This window comes from Vibrio sp. Isolate34 (assembly GCF_022397915.1).
Classification (GTDB): domain Bacteria; phylum Pseudomonadota; class Gammaproteobacteria; order Enterobacterales; family Vibrionaceae; genus Vibrio.
In genome coordinates, this window is sequence record NZ_JAKEUO010000023.1 from 1 (window position 1) to 15,783 (window position 15,783).

Annotated in this window: 11 protein-coding genes, 1 rRNA gene and 1 other annotated feature; of the genes, 6 read left to right on the forward strand and 6 right to left on the reverse strand. The window is 43.1% G+C overall.

The window, feature by feature from the left end:
• From L1D22_RS19280 to rluD, 4 genes are all read right to left on the reverse strand, one after another.
• A 16S ribosomal RNA gene (locus tag L1D22_RS19280) occupies positions 1-195 on the reverse strand; the annotation flags it as partial.
• Between the two features lie 668 nt (positions 196-863).
• The gene (gene clpB / locus L1D22_RS19285; protein ID WP_239830897.1) at positions 864-3,437 is read right to left on the reverse strand and encodes an ATP-dependent chaperone ClpB; all 2,574 of its coding nucleotides are present in this window, start codon (positions 3,435-3,437) and stop codon (positions 864-866) included.
• Between the two features lie 142 nt (positions 3,438-3,579).
• Positions 3,580-4,320 (reverse strand): peptidoglycan editing factor PgeF, encoded by a 741-nt coding sequence (gene pgeF / locus L1D22_RS19290; protein ID WP_239830898.1) that lies wholly within the window; start codon positions 4,318-4,320, stop codon positions 3,580-3,582.
• Between the two features lie 2 nt (positions 4,321-4,322).
• The gene (rluD, locus tag L1D22_RS19295) at positions 4,323-5,297 is read right to left on the reverse strand and encodes a 23S rRNA pseudouridine(1911/1915/1917) synthase RluD (protein WP_239830899.1); all 975 of its coding nucleotides are present in this window, start codon (positions 5,295-5,297) and stop codon (positions 4,323-4,325) included.
• 137 nt (positions 5,298-5,434) lie between these two features.
• Here rluD and bamD point away from each other — a divergent pair, with 137 nt between their 5' ends.
• From bamD to yjjX, 6 genes are all read left to right on the forward strand, one after another.
• Positions 5,435-6,163 (forward strand): outer membrane protein assembly factor BamD, encoded by a 729-nt coding sequence (bamD, locus tag L1D22_RS19300; protein ID WP_239830900.1) that lies wholly within the window; start codon positions 5,435-5,437, stop codon positions 6,161-6,163.
• 138 nt (positions 6,164-6,301) lie between these two features.
• Positions 6,302-7,726: a lytic transglycosylase F gene (locus L1D22_RS19305; RefSeq protein ID WP_345772816.1), complete on the forward strand. Its 1,425-nt coding sequence runs from the start codon at positions 6,302-6,304 to the stop codon at positions 7,724-7,726.
• A 408-nt stretch (positions 7,727-8,134) separates the two neighbouring features.
• Complete coding sequence (raiA, locus tag L1D22_RS19310; RefSeq protein ID WP_239830901.1) at positions 8,135-8,470, forward strand: ribosome-associated translation inhibitor RaiA; 336 nt, start codon at positions 8,135-8,137, stop codon at positions 8,468-8,470.
• A 110-nt stretch (positions 8,471-8,580) separates the two neighbouring features.
• Positions 8,581-8,702, forward strand: a sequence feature (Phe leader region).
• A gap of 12 nt (positions 8,703-8,714) precedes the next feature.
• A complete protein-coding gene (gene pheA, locus L1D22_RS19315) occupies positions 8,715-9,890 on the forward strand; it encodes a prephenate dehydratase (protein WP_239830902.1) in 1,176 nt (391 codons plus the stop codon).
• A 331-nt stretch (positions 9,891-10,221) separates the two neighbouring features.
• The gene (locus L1D22_RS19320) at positions 10,222-12,600 is read left to right on the forward strand and encodes an EAL domain-containing protein (protein WP_239830903.1); all 2,379 of its coding nucleotides are present in this window, start codon (positions 10,222-10,224) and stop codon (positions 12,598-12,600) included.
• A complete protein-coding gene (yjjX, locus tag L1D22_RS19325; RefSeq protein WP_239830904.1) occupies positions 12,563-13,084 on the forward strand; it encodes an inosine/xanthosine triphosphatase in 522 nt (173 codons plus the stop codon). Before L1D22_RS19320 ends, yjjX begins: the two co-directional genes overlap by 38 nt.
• Positions 13,085-13,190: 106 nt before the next feature.
• On the opposite strand, the gene trpR is transcribed toward yjjX, so the two are convergent.
• Positions 13,191-13,484 (reverse strand): trp operon repressor, encoded by a 294-nt coding sequence (trpR, locus tag L1D22_RS19330; protein ID WP_048615039.1) that lies wholly within the window; start codon positions 13,482-13,484, stop codon positions 13,191-13,193.
• A 173-nt stretch (positions 13,485-13,657) separates the two neighbouring features.
• On the reverse strand, positions 13,658-15,607 hold the full coding sequence (gene sltY, locus L1D22_RS19335; RefSeq protein WP_239830905.1) for a murein transglycosylase: 1,950 nt from the start codon (positions 15,605-15,607) through the stop codon (positions 13,658-13,660).
• Positions 15,608-15,783: the final 176 nt, after the last annotated feature.

A 15,783-nucleotide genomic window follows, 5' to 3' on the forward strand; every position in this document is an offset into this window, starting at 1 on the left:
GGTATTAGCGGTATTAGCCATCGTTTCCAATGGTTATCCCCCACATCAAGGCAATTTCCTAGGCATTACTCACCCGTCCGCCGCTCGACGCCCATTAACGCACCCGAAGGATTGTTAGTGTCGTTTCCGCTCGACTTGCATGTGTTAGGCCTGCCGCCAGCGTTCAATCTGAGCCATGATCAAACTCTTCAATTTAAAGTTTTGATTACCTAAATTAATAGGTGTGACTCAACGAATACTGACTTCAAAACTAATATTTACCGCTCTTTCGAAAAAGAACAGAAACATGTAATTCTAAAGCTATTATCTTTCCAACAGAAAGATAATGAATTGACTGTGCTCTTTTTGGCTTTCACTTTAAAAAGTGAAATCAAACAGCTCAAGGCTGTACCAAATTGAATTGGTCACTCAGTTCATTGAAACCAAAGTTGATTCCGAGGAATCTGTTTTACTTCTCTTAATAAAAAAGGAAGATAAAACGTTTTGATATTCATCAACGAGTGCCCACACAGATTGATAGGTTTAAATTGTTAAAGAGCTTTACTTCTTGAGCGTTCCTTTTAGTAAGGAGCCTCTCGAAGTGGACGGCCATTTTAGCGAATTGGGATTCAGTGTCAAACACTTTTTCCTGCTAATTTTTCAAGCATCTTAAATGCTTATTTGCCGTTTCGTTGCTTTGTTCAAACCGCTTGGTTATCCCTGACAACGGAGGCGCATTATAGAGAGAATAATCTTGTGCACAAGCCTTAAAACGAAAAAAAGCCGCCACTGGCGAGCGTTCGGATATTATTTAAACAAAACGTTCAAAATAGGTACGATTACACCTTAATTTAAGTAAATCGTACCTACCGTTCTTGCTTTAACTATTGGTGAGCAATAATTCTGTCGTTGTTTACTAGTAGTTGTACTTTCTTCTCTGGGTTTATTTTTCCAGCCAGTATCGCTTTCGCTAGCGGGTTCTCAACACTCTGTTGAATCGCTCTTTTCAACGGTCGAGCACCATATACCGGGTCGAAGCCAACTTGAGAAATCAGCTTAAGCGCTTTTTCTGATACCTCAAGTTCATAACCATTATCTTCCATACGCTTTTTCAGATGCTCAAGCTGGATAGAAGCAATAGATTGAATGTGTTCTTGGCCTAATGGGTGGAACACAACACTTTCATCAACACGGTTTAAAAACTCAGGACGGAAATGCTTACCAACGACTTCCATCACCTCATTCTTTATCCCTTGATAGTCGAGTGTGTTGAAGCTCTCTTGAATTCTCGAAGAACCAAGGTTAGATGTCATGATCACTACCGTATTTCTAAAGTCGACTGTACGACCTTGTCCATCGGTTAAGCGACCGTCATCAAGAACCTGAAGTAAAATATTGAAAACATCCGGATGTGCTTTCTCAATTTCATCCAACAAAATTACTGAATATGGTTTGCGACGTACCGCTTCCGTTAAGTAGCCACCTTCCTCGTAACCAACATAGCCAGGAGGCGCGCCAACCAAACGAGCGACTGAATGCTTCTCCATGAACTCAGACATATCGATACGAACCATCGCATCATCACTATCAAACATAAAGTTAGCGAGTGTTTTACACAGTTCGGTTTTACCTACCCCAGTAGGACCAAGAAATAGGAAGGACCCAATCGGCTTATTCGGATCAGACAAACCTGCACGGCTACGACGAATCGCATTCGAAACTACTTCTACCGCTTCTGCTTGACCGATGACACGTTTATGCAGAACACCTTCCATTTTAAGAAGCTTCTCTTTCTCCGCTTCTAACATTTTAGAAACTGGGATACCCGTTTGCTTAGATAGCACGTCAGCAATTTCTGCGTCGGTAACTTTATTACGTAATAAGGTCATTTCTTGCATTTCAGCTTGAGTCGCGAGATCTAACTGCTTCTCTAATTCAGGGATTCGGCCGTATTGCAATTCAGACATTCGGTTAAGATCACCAGCACGTCTTGCAAAATCCATATCCATACGAGCTTGTTCTAGCTCTGACTTGATATGTTGCGTGCCAGACAATGCGGCTTTCTCTGCATTCCACACTTCTTCAAGCTCTGCAAAGTCTCTTTCTTTATCAGAAAGCTCAGCTTGCAATGTACGAAGACGTTTTTCACTGGCTTCGTCATTTTCGTTGGTCAGGGCTTGTTGCTCGATCTTAAGCTGAATGATCTTACGCTCGAGTTTATCCAGAGATTCAGGTTTTGAATCAATCTGCATGCGGATACTCGATGCTGCTTCATCAATCAGGTCAATTGCTTTATCTGGCAGTTGACGATCAGAAACATATCGGTGAGATAGTGTTGCTGCAGCGACAATGGCAGGGTCAGTAATTTCAACATGATGGTGAAGTTCATAACGCTCTTTCAAACCACGAAGAATCGCCACCGTGTCTTCAACCGTTGGTTCATCGACAAGTACTTTTTGGAAGCGGCGCTCTAACGCTGGATCTTTCTCTATATATTGACGGTATTCATCAAGAGTCGTCGCGCCAACGCAGTGAAGTTCACCACGAGCTAATGCTGGTTTCAACATGTTACCCGCATCCATAGAGCCTTCACCTTTACCAGCGCCGACCATGGTATGAATTTCGTCGATGAAAAGAATGATATTGCCCTCTTCTTTAGACAATTCATTGAGAACAGACTTCAAACGCTCTTCAAACTCACCACGGTATTTAGCACCAGCCACCAAAGCGCCCATGTCTAATGACAGTACGCGTCGACCTCTTAAGCCTTCCGGAACTTCATTATTAATAATGCGCTGAGCCAAACCTTCAACGATAGCTGTCTTACCTACACCAGGTTCACCAATAATTACTGGGTTGTTCTTAGTACGACGCTGAAGTACTTGGATGGTACGACGGATTTCGTCATCTCGACCGATAACAGGGTCGAGCTTGCCTTGCTCCGCTCTTTCAGTCAGATCGATGGTGAACTTCTCTAATGCTTGGCGTCGGTCTTCGGCATTTGGGTCATCAACTTTTTGACCACCACGAACCTGCTCGATAGCTTGAGATAATTTTTGCTCAGTAAGACCTAGCTCTTTAAGCAGGTTACCTAAAGGACCTTTATCTTCAATTGCAGCAAGTAGGAAGACTTCCGAAGAAATGTATGTGTCTTGGCGCTTTTGTGCCACTTTGTCACATAGATTGAACAGAGTACCCATTGCATTCGAAAGCTGAACATCACCACCGATACCACTTACTTTAGGTACACGGTCTAATATTTCGCTTAGTTTTGAACGCAGCTGAACCACATCAATGTTCAACATGGTAAGTAATGGACGAATCGCACTACCATCTTGATTTAATAGCGACACCATTAGGTGTACAGGCTCTATATATTGGTGATCACGACCTAATGCGAGCGACTGAGCATCAGATATCGCAATTTGAAATTTACTAGTGAATCGATCGAGACGCATGCCAACCTTCCTACTCTTAGATATGTTTATCTTATGCTTAAAAGATGGATGCGGTAACGCAGATTTTCAAGGGATAAGAATGAAGAATAGAGCTTATCTAAAAATATAAATGGGCTGGATGAGTAGTTGCACTAGTTAGAGATTACTCTAACCAAATAAAAGTAGCTTGGCGTCCAGTAATACCATCACGGCGATAGGAATAGAAAGCGTCTGAATCTGCGTATGTACATAAATTCGAGTATGTCACTTGTGACACGCCCACGTTCGCGAGTCTTTGTGTTGCAAGTTGATACATGTTCGCTAGCCATTTTCCTGGTTCAGCTTTGGCTTGAAATGCTAATTGAGCTTGAGGGTCAAAACGAACAAACGCTTCTAGCACATCATCACCAACCTCAAACGCATCTTTACCAATAGCAGGACCAAGCCAAGCCATAATTTGATTATCTGAATCTAGGTTTGAAAACTTTGCGACTGTATTTTCAAGAATACCACCAGCAAGACCACGCCAACCGGCATGAACTGCAGCGACTTGAGTGCCTTTGGTATCAGTAAGAATGATTGGTAAACAATCGGCCGTCATTGCAGAACAGACAACACCCGTGGCCGTGGTAAATGCACCATCAGCATCGAGAATTACCGTCGTTGGCTCTAAAACCGTAACAACATCCGTTGAGTGAGTTTGATTTAACCAGACTGGTGAAGTAGGCATGTTCGCTTGTTGCTTAAGCCATGCTCGGTTTTTTTCAACAAGCGAAGCATCATCCCCAACATGCATACCTAGGTTTAACCCTTGATACGCCCCCGTTGAAAACCCCTCGAAACGTGTCGAAGCAAATGCCTTCACGTTTTTAGGCGCATTCCAGTTAGGGATGATCATTGACATAATTAAATGTCGTCTTCTAGGTTTTCGCGAGCATCAACACGTAACGCTTCAGCCATCACAACCATGTCATTTGGCACTGGTGCGTGGAATTCAACTTCTTCACCAGTAATTGGGTGAACAAATTTAAGCATAACCGCGTGTAGAGCTTGACGATCAAAAGAACGAATCATTGTCGTTAGTTCTTCAGATGCACCTTTTGGAATACGTGCACGACCACCGTACGCCACATCACCTAGCAGCGGGTGCTGAAGGTATGACATGTGCACACGGATTTGGTGAGTACGCCCTGTTTCTAGACGCAGACGAATACGCGTATGTTCACGAAAGTGCTCAGCAACACGGTAGTGAGTTACCGCAGGCTTACCTACTTCATTTACCGCCATTAACGTACGCTTAGTTGCGTGACGGCTAATGCCTTTTTCTACCACGCCACCCGCAGTCATTTTACCGATAGCAATCGCTTCGTATTCACGAGTAATGCGACGCTTAGCCAGTGCACGTACAAGACGAGTTTGAGCTGGTACCGTTTTAGCGACAACCATAAGACCGGTTGTGTCTTTATCAAGGCGGTGCACAATACCTGCACGAGGCACTTCAGCAATTTGTGGGTAGTGGTGCAGCAACGCGTTTAGCACGGTTCCATCCGGCGTACCTGCTCCAGGGTGAACAACAAAGTCGCGAGGCTTGTTGATAACCAATAAGTCGTCATCTTCGTAAACAATGTCTAGAGGAATGTCTTGTGCTTCCCAGCGCTCTTCATCTGCAAGTTCAGCTTGCAAGATGATCTCTTCACCGCCCAAAACCTTAACGCGCGGCTTAGTGATAACTTCGCCATCCACTTGGATTTTGCCGTCAAGAAGCCACTCTTTAATACGAGAGCGAGAAAAATCGGTAAATAGTTCAGCGACAGCTTGGTCTAAACGTTGACCTAACTGGCTGCTTTTTACTGTGTCTGTTAATGTGATCTGCTGAGCCATATCGAACTTTTTTAAAAACCGTGAGACTAATACCCATTAGTATGGATAAAATAGAATAATTGCATCATTGTATCTGTTACTGGTTAGAAAGTAACGGAAGCTTACGAAATATTTAATTCAAGGAATCGACGCCTGACATGAAACACCTTACTTTATCGGGTCTATTAGCCGTATCACTCTTGGTTGGTTGTTCAAGTAATGAAGAGATAGTGCCAGATGTACCACCATCGGTTCTCTACTCTGACGCTCAAGAATCACTGCAGAGCGGTAGCTGGCTTTCTGCAATCGAAAAGCTAGAAGCACTAGACTCTCGTTACCCATTCGGCGCCTATTCTGAGCAAGTACAGCTCGATCTGATTTACGCTTACTACAAAAATGATGACTTGGCGCTTGGCCTTGCGACCATTTCACGATTCCTGCGTTTAAACCCTACTCACGAGAAACAGGACTGGGTTCTTTACATGCGCGGCCTAACGCACATGGCACAAGATCGAAACTTCATGCACGATATTTTAAATATCGACCGTAGCGACCGAGATCCAGAACCAGTGAAGCTTGCTTTTGCTGACTTTAAGCGACTACTTGAGCGTTTCCCCGCAAGTCCATACGCGGAAGATGCGCAAAAACGCATGTTCGCACTTAAGAACCGCCTAGCAGAGTACGACTTAGCAACAGCGGATTTCTACTTACGCCGTGAGGCTTGGATTGCTGCAGTAAACAGAACTCAAGAACTGCAAAAGACTTACCCTGACACCATTGCAGCGCGTAAATCTTTGAAAATTCAGCTCGAAGCCTACAAACAACTTGGCCTAGAAGATGCGGTTTCAAGAACAGAAAAGTTGATTGCATTAAACCCACTACCTTAATCAACCATTTACATATCAATCTAAAAAGCGCGCTAATTTACTAGCGCGCTTTTTTCATCTACATATCGCAAACTTGATGGTTCGCATAATACACGGTATCTTCAAAAGATAACTTTTAACAAAACATCAACATGGAGTGTGGATGTGAGTAGGCTGTTATTATTTATCTGGATATCGCTATTTAGCCAATTATCCTACGCATTAGAACTGTCCCCATTAAGCAATAAGCCTTACATGGGAGACTTGGATGTGCTCAAAACCAAAGGAACGGTTAGAGTGCTCGTATCTGCCGATCTTGGTTTCTATTACATCGAGGATGGCAAGCCAAAAGGCATCGTGGCAGAAATGCTCTACCACTTTGAGAAAAGCCTTCGTAAGAAACATCCCTATCTCAATGTTCAAATCATCCCCGTGCAACGAGATGATCTACTTCCCTCTCTAGAGTCTGGCTATGGTGATGTCGCTGTCGCTAACCTAACGATCACCGACAAACGACTACGAACCATCGATTTTTCAGATCCGATGATTAAAGATGGTAAAGAACTCATTATCACAGGAAAAAAAGCCGAACCTATAACCGAAATCAAGCAATTGAGCGGCAAAGAGGTGTGGATACGAGCAAGCTCGAGTTACTTCGAGAGTGTACAAAGAGTCAATAAGGAGCTTAACGAACTAGGTTTACCACCACTGCATGTCCACTTTATCGAGGAGTCATTACAAGACTACGAGCTGATAGAGCTGGTTAACCAAGGTTATATACAAGGTACAATTCTTGATAACCATAAAGCCAAGCTCTGGATCGATGTAATGGAAAACATTCAGGTTCATAACGACTTACCTTTGCGAGAAAATGGTCGTATTGCTTGGGCTTTAAGAAAAGACAGCCCTCAACTGAAGAAAGAGATAAACAAATACGTCAAGACAGCACGAACAGGCACCCTGCTTGGAAACGTCATCTACCAAAAATACATCGACAATACTCGCTGGTTAGGCCGAGCACTCAATCCCAATAAAGTAGACCGAGTGGCTAAACTCTCAGATGTCTTTGAAAAGTATTCGAGCAAGTATGAATTTGATCCTTTGATGATGTCAGCTCAAGGTTTCCAAGAATCAGGACTGGATCAGAGCCGGGTTTCTCATCGCGGGGCTATTGGTGTGATGCAGGTATTACCGAGTACCGCCAAAGATAAAAACGTCAACATCAAGAACATCCATAAGGTGGATAACAATATCCATGCGGGTGTGAAGTATATGCGCTTTATCAAAGACCGGTATTTTGACGACCCGGCAATATCACCCGACAATCAAATCTACTTTACCTTGGCTTCTTACAACGCAGGCCCCGCTAAAATCAGAAAGATGAGACAGGTGGCCAAGAAACAAGGCTATAACCCCAACATCTGGTTCAAGAATGTCGAAATCATCACTCGTAAATATGTCAGTAAAGAGCCTGTGACCTATGTTGCTAATATCAACCGTTACTTTGTTATCTACAAACAGCTAGCGGCGATTAATGCTACTCGAGAAAACGGAACCGCGAGACTACTGCAAACCAACGATTAACGCTTTTTGGCATTCTTAGTCATAACAACAAACGCTTGAGAACGGACTAAAAACACAAAAGCCGCATAAGAAAACTTATGCGGCTTTTGCTTATAAAATTGGTAGAGGTTTTGAGTGTGACTTCAATCACGAAAGCGTATTGAGTAAATTTTCATCAAGCACTTTCAATAAGCTGTAAGACGCCCCTAAAAACCGTTTTAATTTTTAGCGAAGCCTTGCCTCCAAGTTATCGTTTTTCATAGGGATAACAAGCATTTTTCGACAAAAAGATACCAAGACTTGCGTAAGATCACATTTGATTTTAATGCTTACCCCACCCAACAAAAACAAGATCTAGATCACATTCTTTATTCCTAAAAGTCGTAATCTGAAGTTAACCCATGAGGGATACAACAGAGGAAAACTTCTATGAAAATGAACATCACTGGTAAAAACATCGACATTACCTCTGCAATCCGTGATCACATAGAAAACAAATTTAAGAAGCTGGATAAATGGCAAGTAGACATCATTGGCTGCCAAGCGAGCTTTAGCGAAGAACCAAACAAGAAGAAGAAATTTGAAGCGGTACTAACCGTACCAAAAGGCCAACTTGTTGCTTCATCAATCCATGACGACCTCTATGTTGCCATCAACGAAGTAGAACAAAAACTAGAGCGTCAACTCAACAAGCTACGCCATAAACCTGAAGCGCGCCGCGCTGAAAAGCCTGAAATCGAAGAGCTAGAAGCTGAAGTAGAATAAGGAAAAATAACAGATTAAAAAATAGCGCCTCAGGGCGCTATTTTTTTGCTTGACGCTCGTAGCTCGCTTGCTTATTGTGTTTAAACATTCATAAAACAATCACTTTTTATGCACACTCAATCTTTGTTTATTTTTGACTTCTTTTTTCTTCCGTAAATCGGAGGCTAAGTCGTTTTAGAAAAACAAGTCAAAAACGAACAAGAAGCCTCCCACACTAGGGAGGCTTTTTTATAAGGACACATTTATGACTGACCGCTCAATTTCACTGGATGATATCCGCCTTCGTCTTAATGATTTAGACGACGAACTCCTGAAGTTACTTTCAGAGCGTCGCAAGCTAAGCATCGAAGTTGCCAAAAGCAAGGTAGAAACATCAAAGCCAGTTCGTGATGCAGTAAGAGAACAACAACTATTAGTAAAACTGATCAATAACGGCAAAGACAAATACGAACTTGATGCGCAATACATTACTAAGCTGTTTCACACCATCATCGAAGATTCTGTTTTACTGCAACAGTCATACTTACAAAACCTAGCGAACCCGCAAAGTCGCAAGCCATTGGCTCGTGTTGCGTTCTTAGGCTCTAAGGGATCTTATTCTCACCTTGCGAGTCGTGAATACTTCAGCCGCAAGAATATGGAATTGATTGAGCTAAACTGTAATCACTTCAAGGAAGTCGCCTCTACGGTAGAATCTGGCCATGCCGACTACGGTGTGCTGCCTATTGAGAACACCAGCTCTGGTTCAATTAACGAAGTCTACGACCTACTGCAACACACAACGCTTTACATCGTTGGTGAGCTCTCTCAACCAATCGAACACTGCCTAGTGGCAAAAAGTGATATCCGTCTAGAAGACATCAAAACACTTTACTCGCACCCACAACCACATCAGCAGTGCAGTGAGTTCTTGAGCCGCCTCAAAGGTGTGACTCTTGAATCTTGCGCAAGCACAGCCGACGCAATGAAAAAGGTTAAAGATCTAGATGGTGATGATGTTGCTGCAATTGGTAATGCGTCTAGTGGCAAGTTATACGGACTTCAGCCAATTCAAGGCAACATTGCAAATCAAACAGAAAACCACACACGTTTCATCGTAGTAGCTCGTAAACCTGTTGAAGTATCGACTCAGATCCCTGCGAAAACGACACTGATCATGTCGACCTCTCAAGAAGCGGGTTCTTTGGTTGAAACACTACTTATTCTGCAACGCTTGGGTATCAACATGACCAAGCTAGAGTCTCGTCCTATCATGGGCAATCCGTGGGAAGAGATGTTTTATGTCGATCTAGAAGCACACCTAGATTCAGATAATATGCAGCAAGCAATCACTGAATTAACAGCGATTACTCGTCACCTGAAGGTTCTGGGCTGCTACCCAAGTGAGAACATCAAAGCCACTCAAGTTAAGTTGTCATAGCTTTGAACTAGTCTGAATTTTAGCTTCACAAGCATTTGGCCTACTGAAGGCCAAATGCTTTATTCACTAGCTAATGAATACAATTCGAACCAAAACGGTTAACCTAGCACCTCTTAGACACAATTTATTTGTTTCGCAGGCCCTGCATATCTACCAACCACTATCGTTTTGTACCTTTCTAGAATAAAACTCACTAGTGGATTTTTTATCAATTAAGACAAAACCTTACACCCTTCACAGGAAATCACCGAACATCGTCTAAATAATAGCGAGCTCCTGCCAAGTAACATAAACTTACGCGCTTAAATTATAAATAGTGTTGTCATTAACTATGAAGCTAAGTACTAAAATCTTACTACTGATAACCCCTGTGATACTGATCAGTACCGCGGCTTCTAGCTATATTATTTATTCGACGCAAAAAAGCAGCTTCATCAAACGCGAAGACAACGCACTTCAACTGAACATGGAGAAACTAGCCGGTTACTTTCGCCAATCTCGCTCGTTCCTCAATAGCTACTCTTACACCTTAACTCAAAGTGATATGGTGAAGCGTTATTTTCTCACTGATCAAAATCTATCTCGCGATCTTGAACTGGTCAATAACCTTCGAGAAGCCATACATTTCCTTCAAGATGACGATGAAAGCTATACAGGTTTAGCACTTCTTAATAGTGATCGAAAACTGCGTTATTACGCGGATAATAGCAACGACTCACGCACTCAGATTGACAGTAAAATATTGGAGTATGTTGACCAGCACTATCAAGACACCCTAGCAACATCGAGTACCAACTATATTCAAAACTCCCAAGGCGAAGGGATGTTGGTTCACTATGACAAGGTAGATAGAAAAGCGATTTTCCCAACCGCAAGCAATCAACCCGACGATGTGTTCTTTGTTGTTGTCTCTGTCTCTCTCGACAAATTTAACGCGTTGAGAAAACAAATAGAGTTCGATTATCAAACCAGCTTGTTCTTCACATCCATAGCGGTTTCTTTGGAAAATGATGTCACCCACTCAGTCAAGCTTGCACCAGAACTGTACGCCACGGTCGATCCGGCGCAATTCCTGTTGGAAAACAAGCTCGATTCGATTTGGAACAAGCTGAGTTTGTCATTTGCACTGTCTGCGTTTGTGACTGTCGCTCTGCTACTCATGCTTCTGTCTCGCACCGTGATTACTCCAATAACACGGCTCGATCGTCAGCTACAGCAAGTCGAAAAAAAACAACGTAAGAACATTGAACGGTTGGGCACTCGTGATGAGCTTGGCCGCCTATCACAACGTTTTTATGACATGTACCAAGAGCTAGACAATACCTACCAACAAACCAAGCTCTTGGCAGAAAATGATCAATTAACCCAAATAGCCAATAGGCATCAATTTCAAACCTTCGTTCAGCAATCGTTGCCAAAACCGAGTTCGAATACCGAAACCTTGGTTCTCTATTTTGACTTAGATAACTTCAAATTTGTGAACGACAAATACGGGCATCAAATCGGAGACTCAATTCTGATCTCTTTTGCTCAGCGTATTTCAGATATTTGTCGTCACTATAAAGCGGAGTTCGACGCTCATTGCATGCCCGCCCGACTTTCTGGAGACGAGTTCGTCGTCTACATTAACGCTCCTAGTCACCGAGGTAATATTGCGCATCGATTCTCGACTGATTTACTGACTCCCCTACAAAAAGGCTTTGTCACCGAATCAGGCAGCTTTCCGATCACGGTCAGTATTGGTATTGCAACCTACCCCAATGATGGTGACTCAATCGAGAAACTACTATCGAACGCGGATACCGCGATGTACCAAGCCAAGCGTGCCGGTAAAAACCAATTTGCTAACTATTCACGGGATTTAGACAAAGCCATTCAGCGCCAAGCAGACATTGAACGTGCGCTTAGAGACAAGAATTTTGATGATGAATTCAGGCTCGTTTACATGCCTTATATGGACTCAAGTGGCCGTGAGGTTATTGGCGTAGAGGTACTGCTGCGTTGGGAGTCGAGTCACCTTGGACTGGTTCCGCCGAATGAGTTTATTCCAATAGCCGAACAAACCGGTTTATTTGAGCTTGTCGATCGCTGGGTAATTAAGAATGCGCTTGCCTCATTTCATCAACTGCAGGCTCAATTTGATCACTCTATTCAATTATCAATCAACTTGTCTTCAGCCGGGATAGAAACCACGCACCTCGCCGAATTTATTGATCAACACGCTGGGATTCAAAACATTCCACCAAGTTTGATTGATTTTGAGATCACCGAGACTTTCTATTCAAACTCACAAGGTTTCCCGCTGCTCAACGAACTGTCTAGAATGGGCTACCGATTAGCGATTGATGATTTTGGTTCGGGTTACACATCCATAACCCAATTAGTTGAGTATCCAACTCAGAAAATCAAATTAGATAAAGGTTTTTTAGAAACCTTGATCGAAACAGACAATCAGAACATAGTTAAACCCGTGATAGAACTGTGTCATGCACAGGGCAAAACCGTTACGGCTGAAGGCATCGAAACCAAAGAGATGCACAAATGGCTGCAAGATGCCCAATGCGACATGTTGCAAGGTTATTACTTTGGTAAACCCATGCCACTAGAAGAGTTGAGTGAATGGTACCGACAACATCAGCTCAATCTAATCGACAACAAAAAGAATCCAACACATGACATCTGTAATCATCGCATCGTTGAACCCAGCTAAAATTAACGCCGTTAAAAGTGCGTTCTTATCTGCTTTTCCTGATACTGAATTTGATTTCAAAGGCATCAACGTCCCTAGCGGTGTCGCCGATCAACCGATGAGCAATGATGAAACCTATCAAGGTGCGGTGAACCGCGTGCATAACGCAACGCAAGCGCAGCCCAATGCTGACTTTTATGTTGGTCTAGAAGCAGGAATAGAAAGAAACGTCACCTTTGCATGGATGGTGATTGAATCCAACGGGCAACGAGGTGAGTCGCGTTCAGCAAGCCTGATGCTGCCACCAGCCGTGCTTGAAAAGCTAGAGCATGCAAACGAGCTCGGAGATGTAATGGATGAAGTGTTTGGTACCGATAATATCAAACAGAAAGGCGGTGCCATTGGCTTACTGACACATAACCAACTGTCTCGCAGTTCGGTGTATCACCAAGCTTTAATCTTAGCGCTAATCCCGTTTGTGAACCCAGAACACTTTCCTATTTAGTGTTCAACTCAAGCTCAATAAAATCTGAAATGAATGCTCACAAACAAAAAAACGCTAACAGTCAGTTAGCGTTTTTTATCGAATTCTTACTCTCACAACTTAACGACTATTTGAGCAGCAGATCCGCAATCACGGCTTTCTCTTGTTCCGATTTTGCCTTTAGCTCATTCGAGCCTCGAGTAATTGTCGCTACACCTACTCCTAGCATTTGGCTTACTTGTCTTTGAGACATATCGCCTTTCATCAGCTCACAAAAGATATTAATTCGAGCAACCAGAGCATCTCGTTCGTCAGGTGTCATCATCATAGTCAACAACAGCTCGTGCTGATCTTTTTCGACAGCCGTCTTTACCAAATCCATTAGTTGTTGCCAATTATCATATTCAGGTTGTGATGCCATATCTCTACACTTACTTTTAAATTCAGACTTTAAAGAGTCGCTTAACGATTGAAAGCGTTTAACACTTTATACCGCAACACTTGATGCAATCCAATGTAAAAAGGCAGTAAGTGGAAATGGTTCGCACTCACTGCCTTTAATATTTACTCAGTTTCGGACAAAGCGCCGAGACCTTAGTATTTCGTTTTTGCCTCATGAGGCGCTAAAAACTCACCCTGCTCACCCAAGATGTCTCGATAGTAAGTCTCAAACATTAAGATGTTCTGAACGTATCCGCGTGTCTCTTTGAATGGAATCATCTCAATGAAAGCGAAGGCATCAAGCTTTTCATCACTGCGAGAACGCCACTGTTTCACACGGCTTGGACCTGCATTGTAGGCTGCAAAAGCAAAGATACGGTTGTTGTCATATTGAGAGAGCAAGCCATCTAAGTAGTGGCTGCCAATTTCGATATTCTTGCCGACATCGTAAAGATCATCGCTACCCTTGTACTTAATCTTGTGTTTGTTCGCGGTGTATTGCGCTGTCTTTGGCATAATTTGCATGACACCACGTGCGCCAACAGGAGAGCGAGCTTCAGAGTCCATCGCACTCTCTTGTCTTGCTAGAGACATCAAGGTGATTGGGTCAATATCATGCCTCTCCGCGTAGAAGTTAAACCACCACTTATGAGCAACCGGAAAACGCAGCGCAATGTTATCCCACATTTTCGCTGAAATACTCGCAATCACAGTGAAGTGATTCCAACGCTGTGTCGCAGCGTAAGCGGCAAGCATCTCTTTTTGCTCTTTATCTGCATTGGTCAGTAGCCAGCGCCATTCACTTTTGGCGGCGGCAATTTTATCGCGAGTGATCAGCTCATCTATACGAATCAGAGAAGTACTAAAAGGCTTCACTGTTTCTGGGTTGTATTTCAACGTAGAAGTTGGATATTGAATCGGTTTACCTAACTGCTTTGCCGCCGCAACACTGTAGAAATTACGCTGACCTAAAATATCAGACAGACGTTGGTTACCCTTTTCAGTATCACCTGTTGCTATTTCAGTCCTGCCTAACCAGTATTGCCAACGCAATGACGCTTGGTGCTTGTCGTCTAAGCGTGCAATCCACTCTTTCAATCCAGTCCAATCTGCATGCTGAATAGCCAAACGGGCACGACGTTCGAGTAAGACTTGTTTCGACGAACTCGCCAACATCTCGTCTCGCCACTCCATCAACTCTTCAGAATCGGTATTGATTAAACGGAAAGTCAGGTAATCAGCGAGCTCTTGAGATTTATCTTCAGAAAACTTCTGAGCTTTGATGACATCATCGAATACTTCTTGGGCACTGCTAGCCGACTTTCTCGCGAGCTTCTCAAAAGCAAACTCCGTTTGAGCTTGGTAAAACTCATTGGCTGGATGCTTCTTAGCGAATGCGAGCACATTTTCAGGCTTGTTGTACAACGTCTTCATCTGCTTTGCTTGAGCAATTGACTCATCATGATCCAATTGCTTAGTCAGATAAGTCATCAGCTTGCCGTTACGACTCTCAAACGCTAACAACATACGCTCTAAAATCAGCTCATCAGTTCTTAAGCCAGCTTGATCCCAACTCTTAAATAGCGGGTCGCAAGCGTCATCAACACCATCGCCGCTCAACCAAAGCTGCTTCGCTCCTTTGAACGCAAGCTCTTTGTTACCTTGCTCGTAATGCGCTCGGTAATAGATACATTGGTATTTCTCACCGACAGGCTCTTTGGTTTGAAACTCAAGGATAGTCTTCCACTGTTTTTGAGAAGCCAGTGAGTCCAAATAAGGTGCGCGCATTCGATTAGAAAAAGGCAGTGCCTTGTTCTTTTCAATAAAAGCATCGACCTCAGCAGGAGTGCGCTCACCTAAGCCAATCAAAAAGGCTCGATAATCGGTGTAAGGTGTTAAAGGGTATGTTTGAATTTTGTTACGCAGCGCGGAGTAGGCTTTTAGATCACGGTTGTCTAAAACCTCTTGCGCTCTATCATAAACATCACGCTGCATTTCAAGCTCTGAGGTATTGCTAGCTATAGCGACCGGCGCCAGTGAAACCGAAGACAAAATTGCCGATGCAGCCACAGCAATTTTCGTATTACCAATGCGGAAAAACATTCGCTCTTTCCTTAGTGCGTGTATGAATACGTGAAGTCTATTTACGCCCGACATCACATGAAATGTAAAGGAATTGAGTGTAAATATTATTAATATTTAACACTTCATCTAAGAAGCATATTAAATATAGTTTTAATAACCAATGTGACAATAGTAAGTAAGGATTCGTTCAAGAG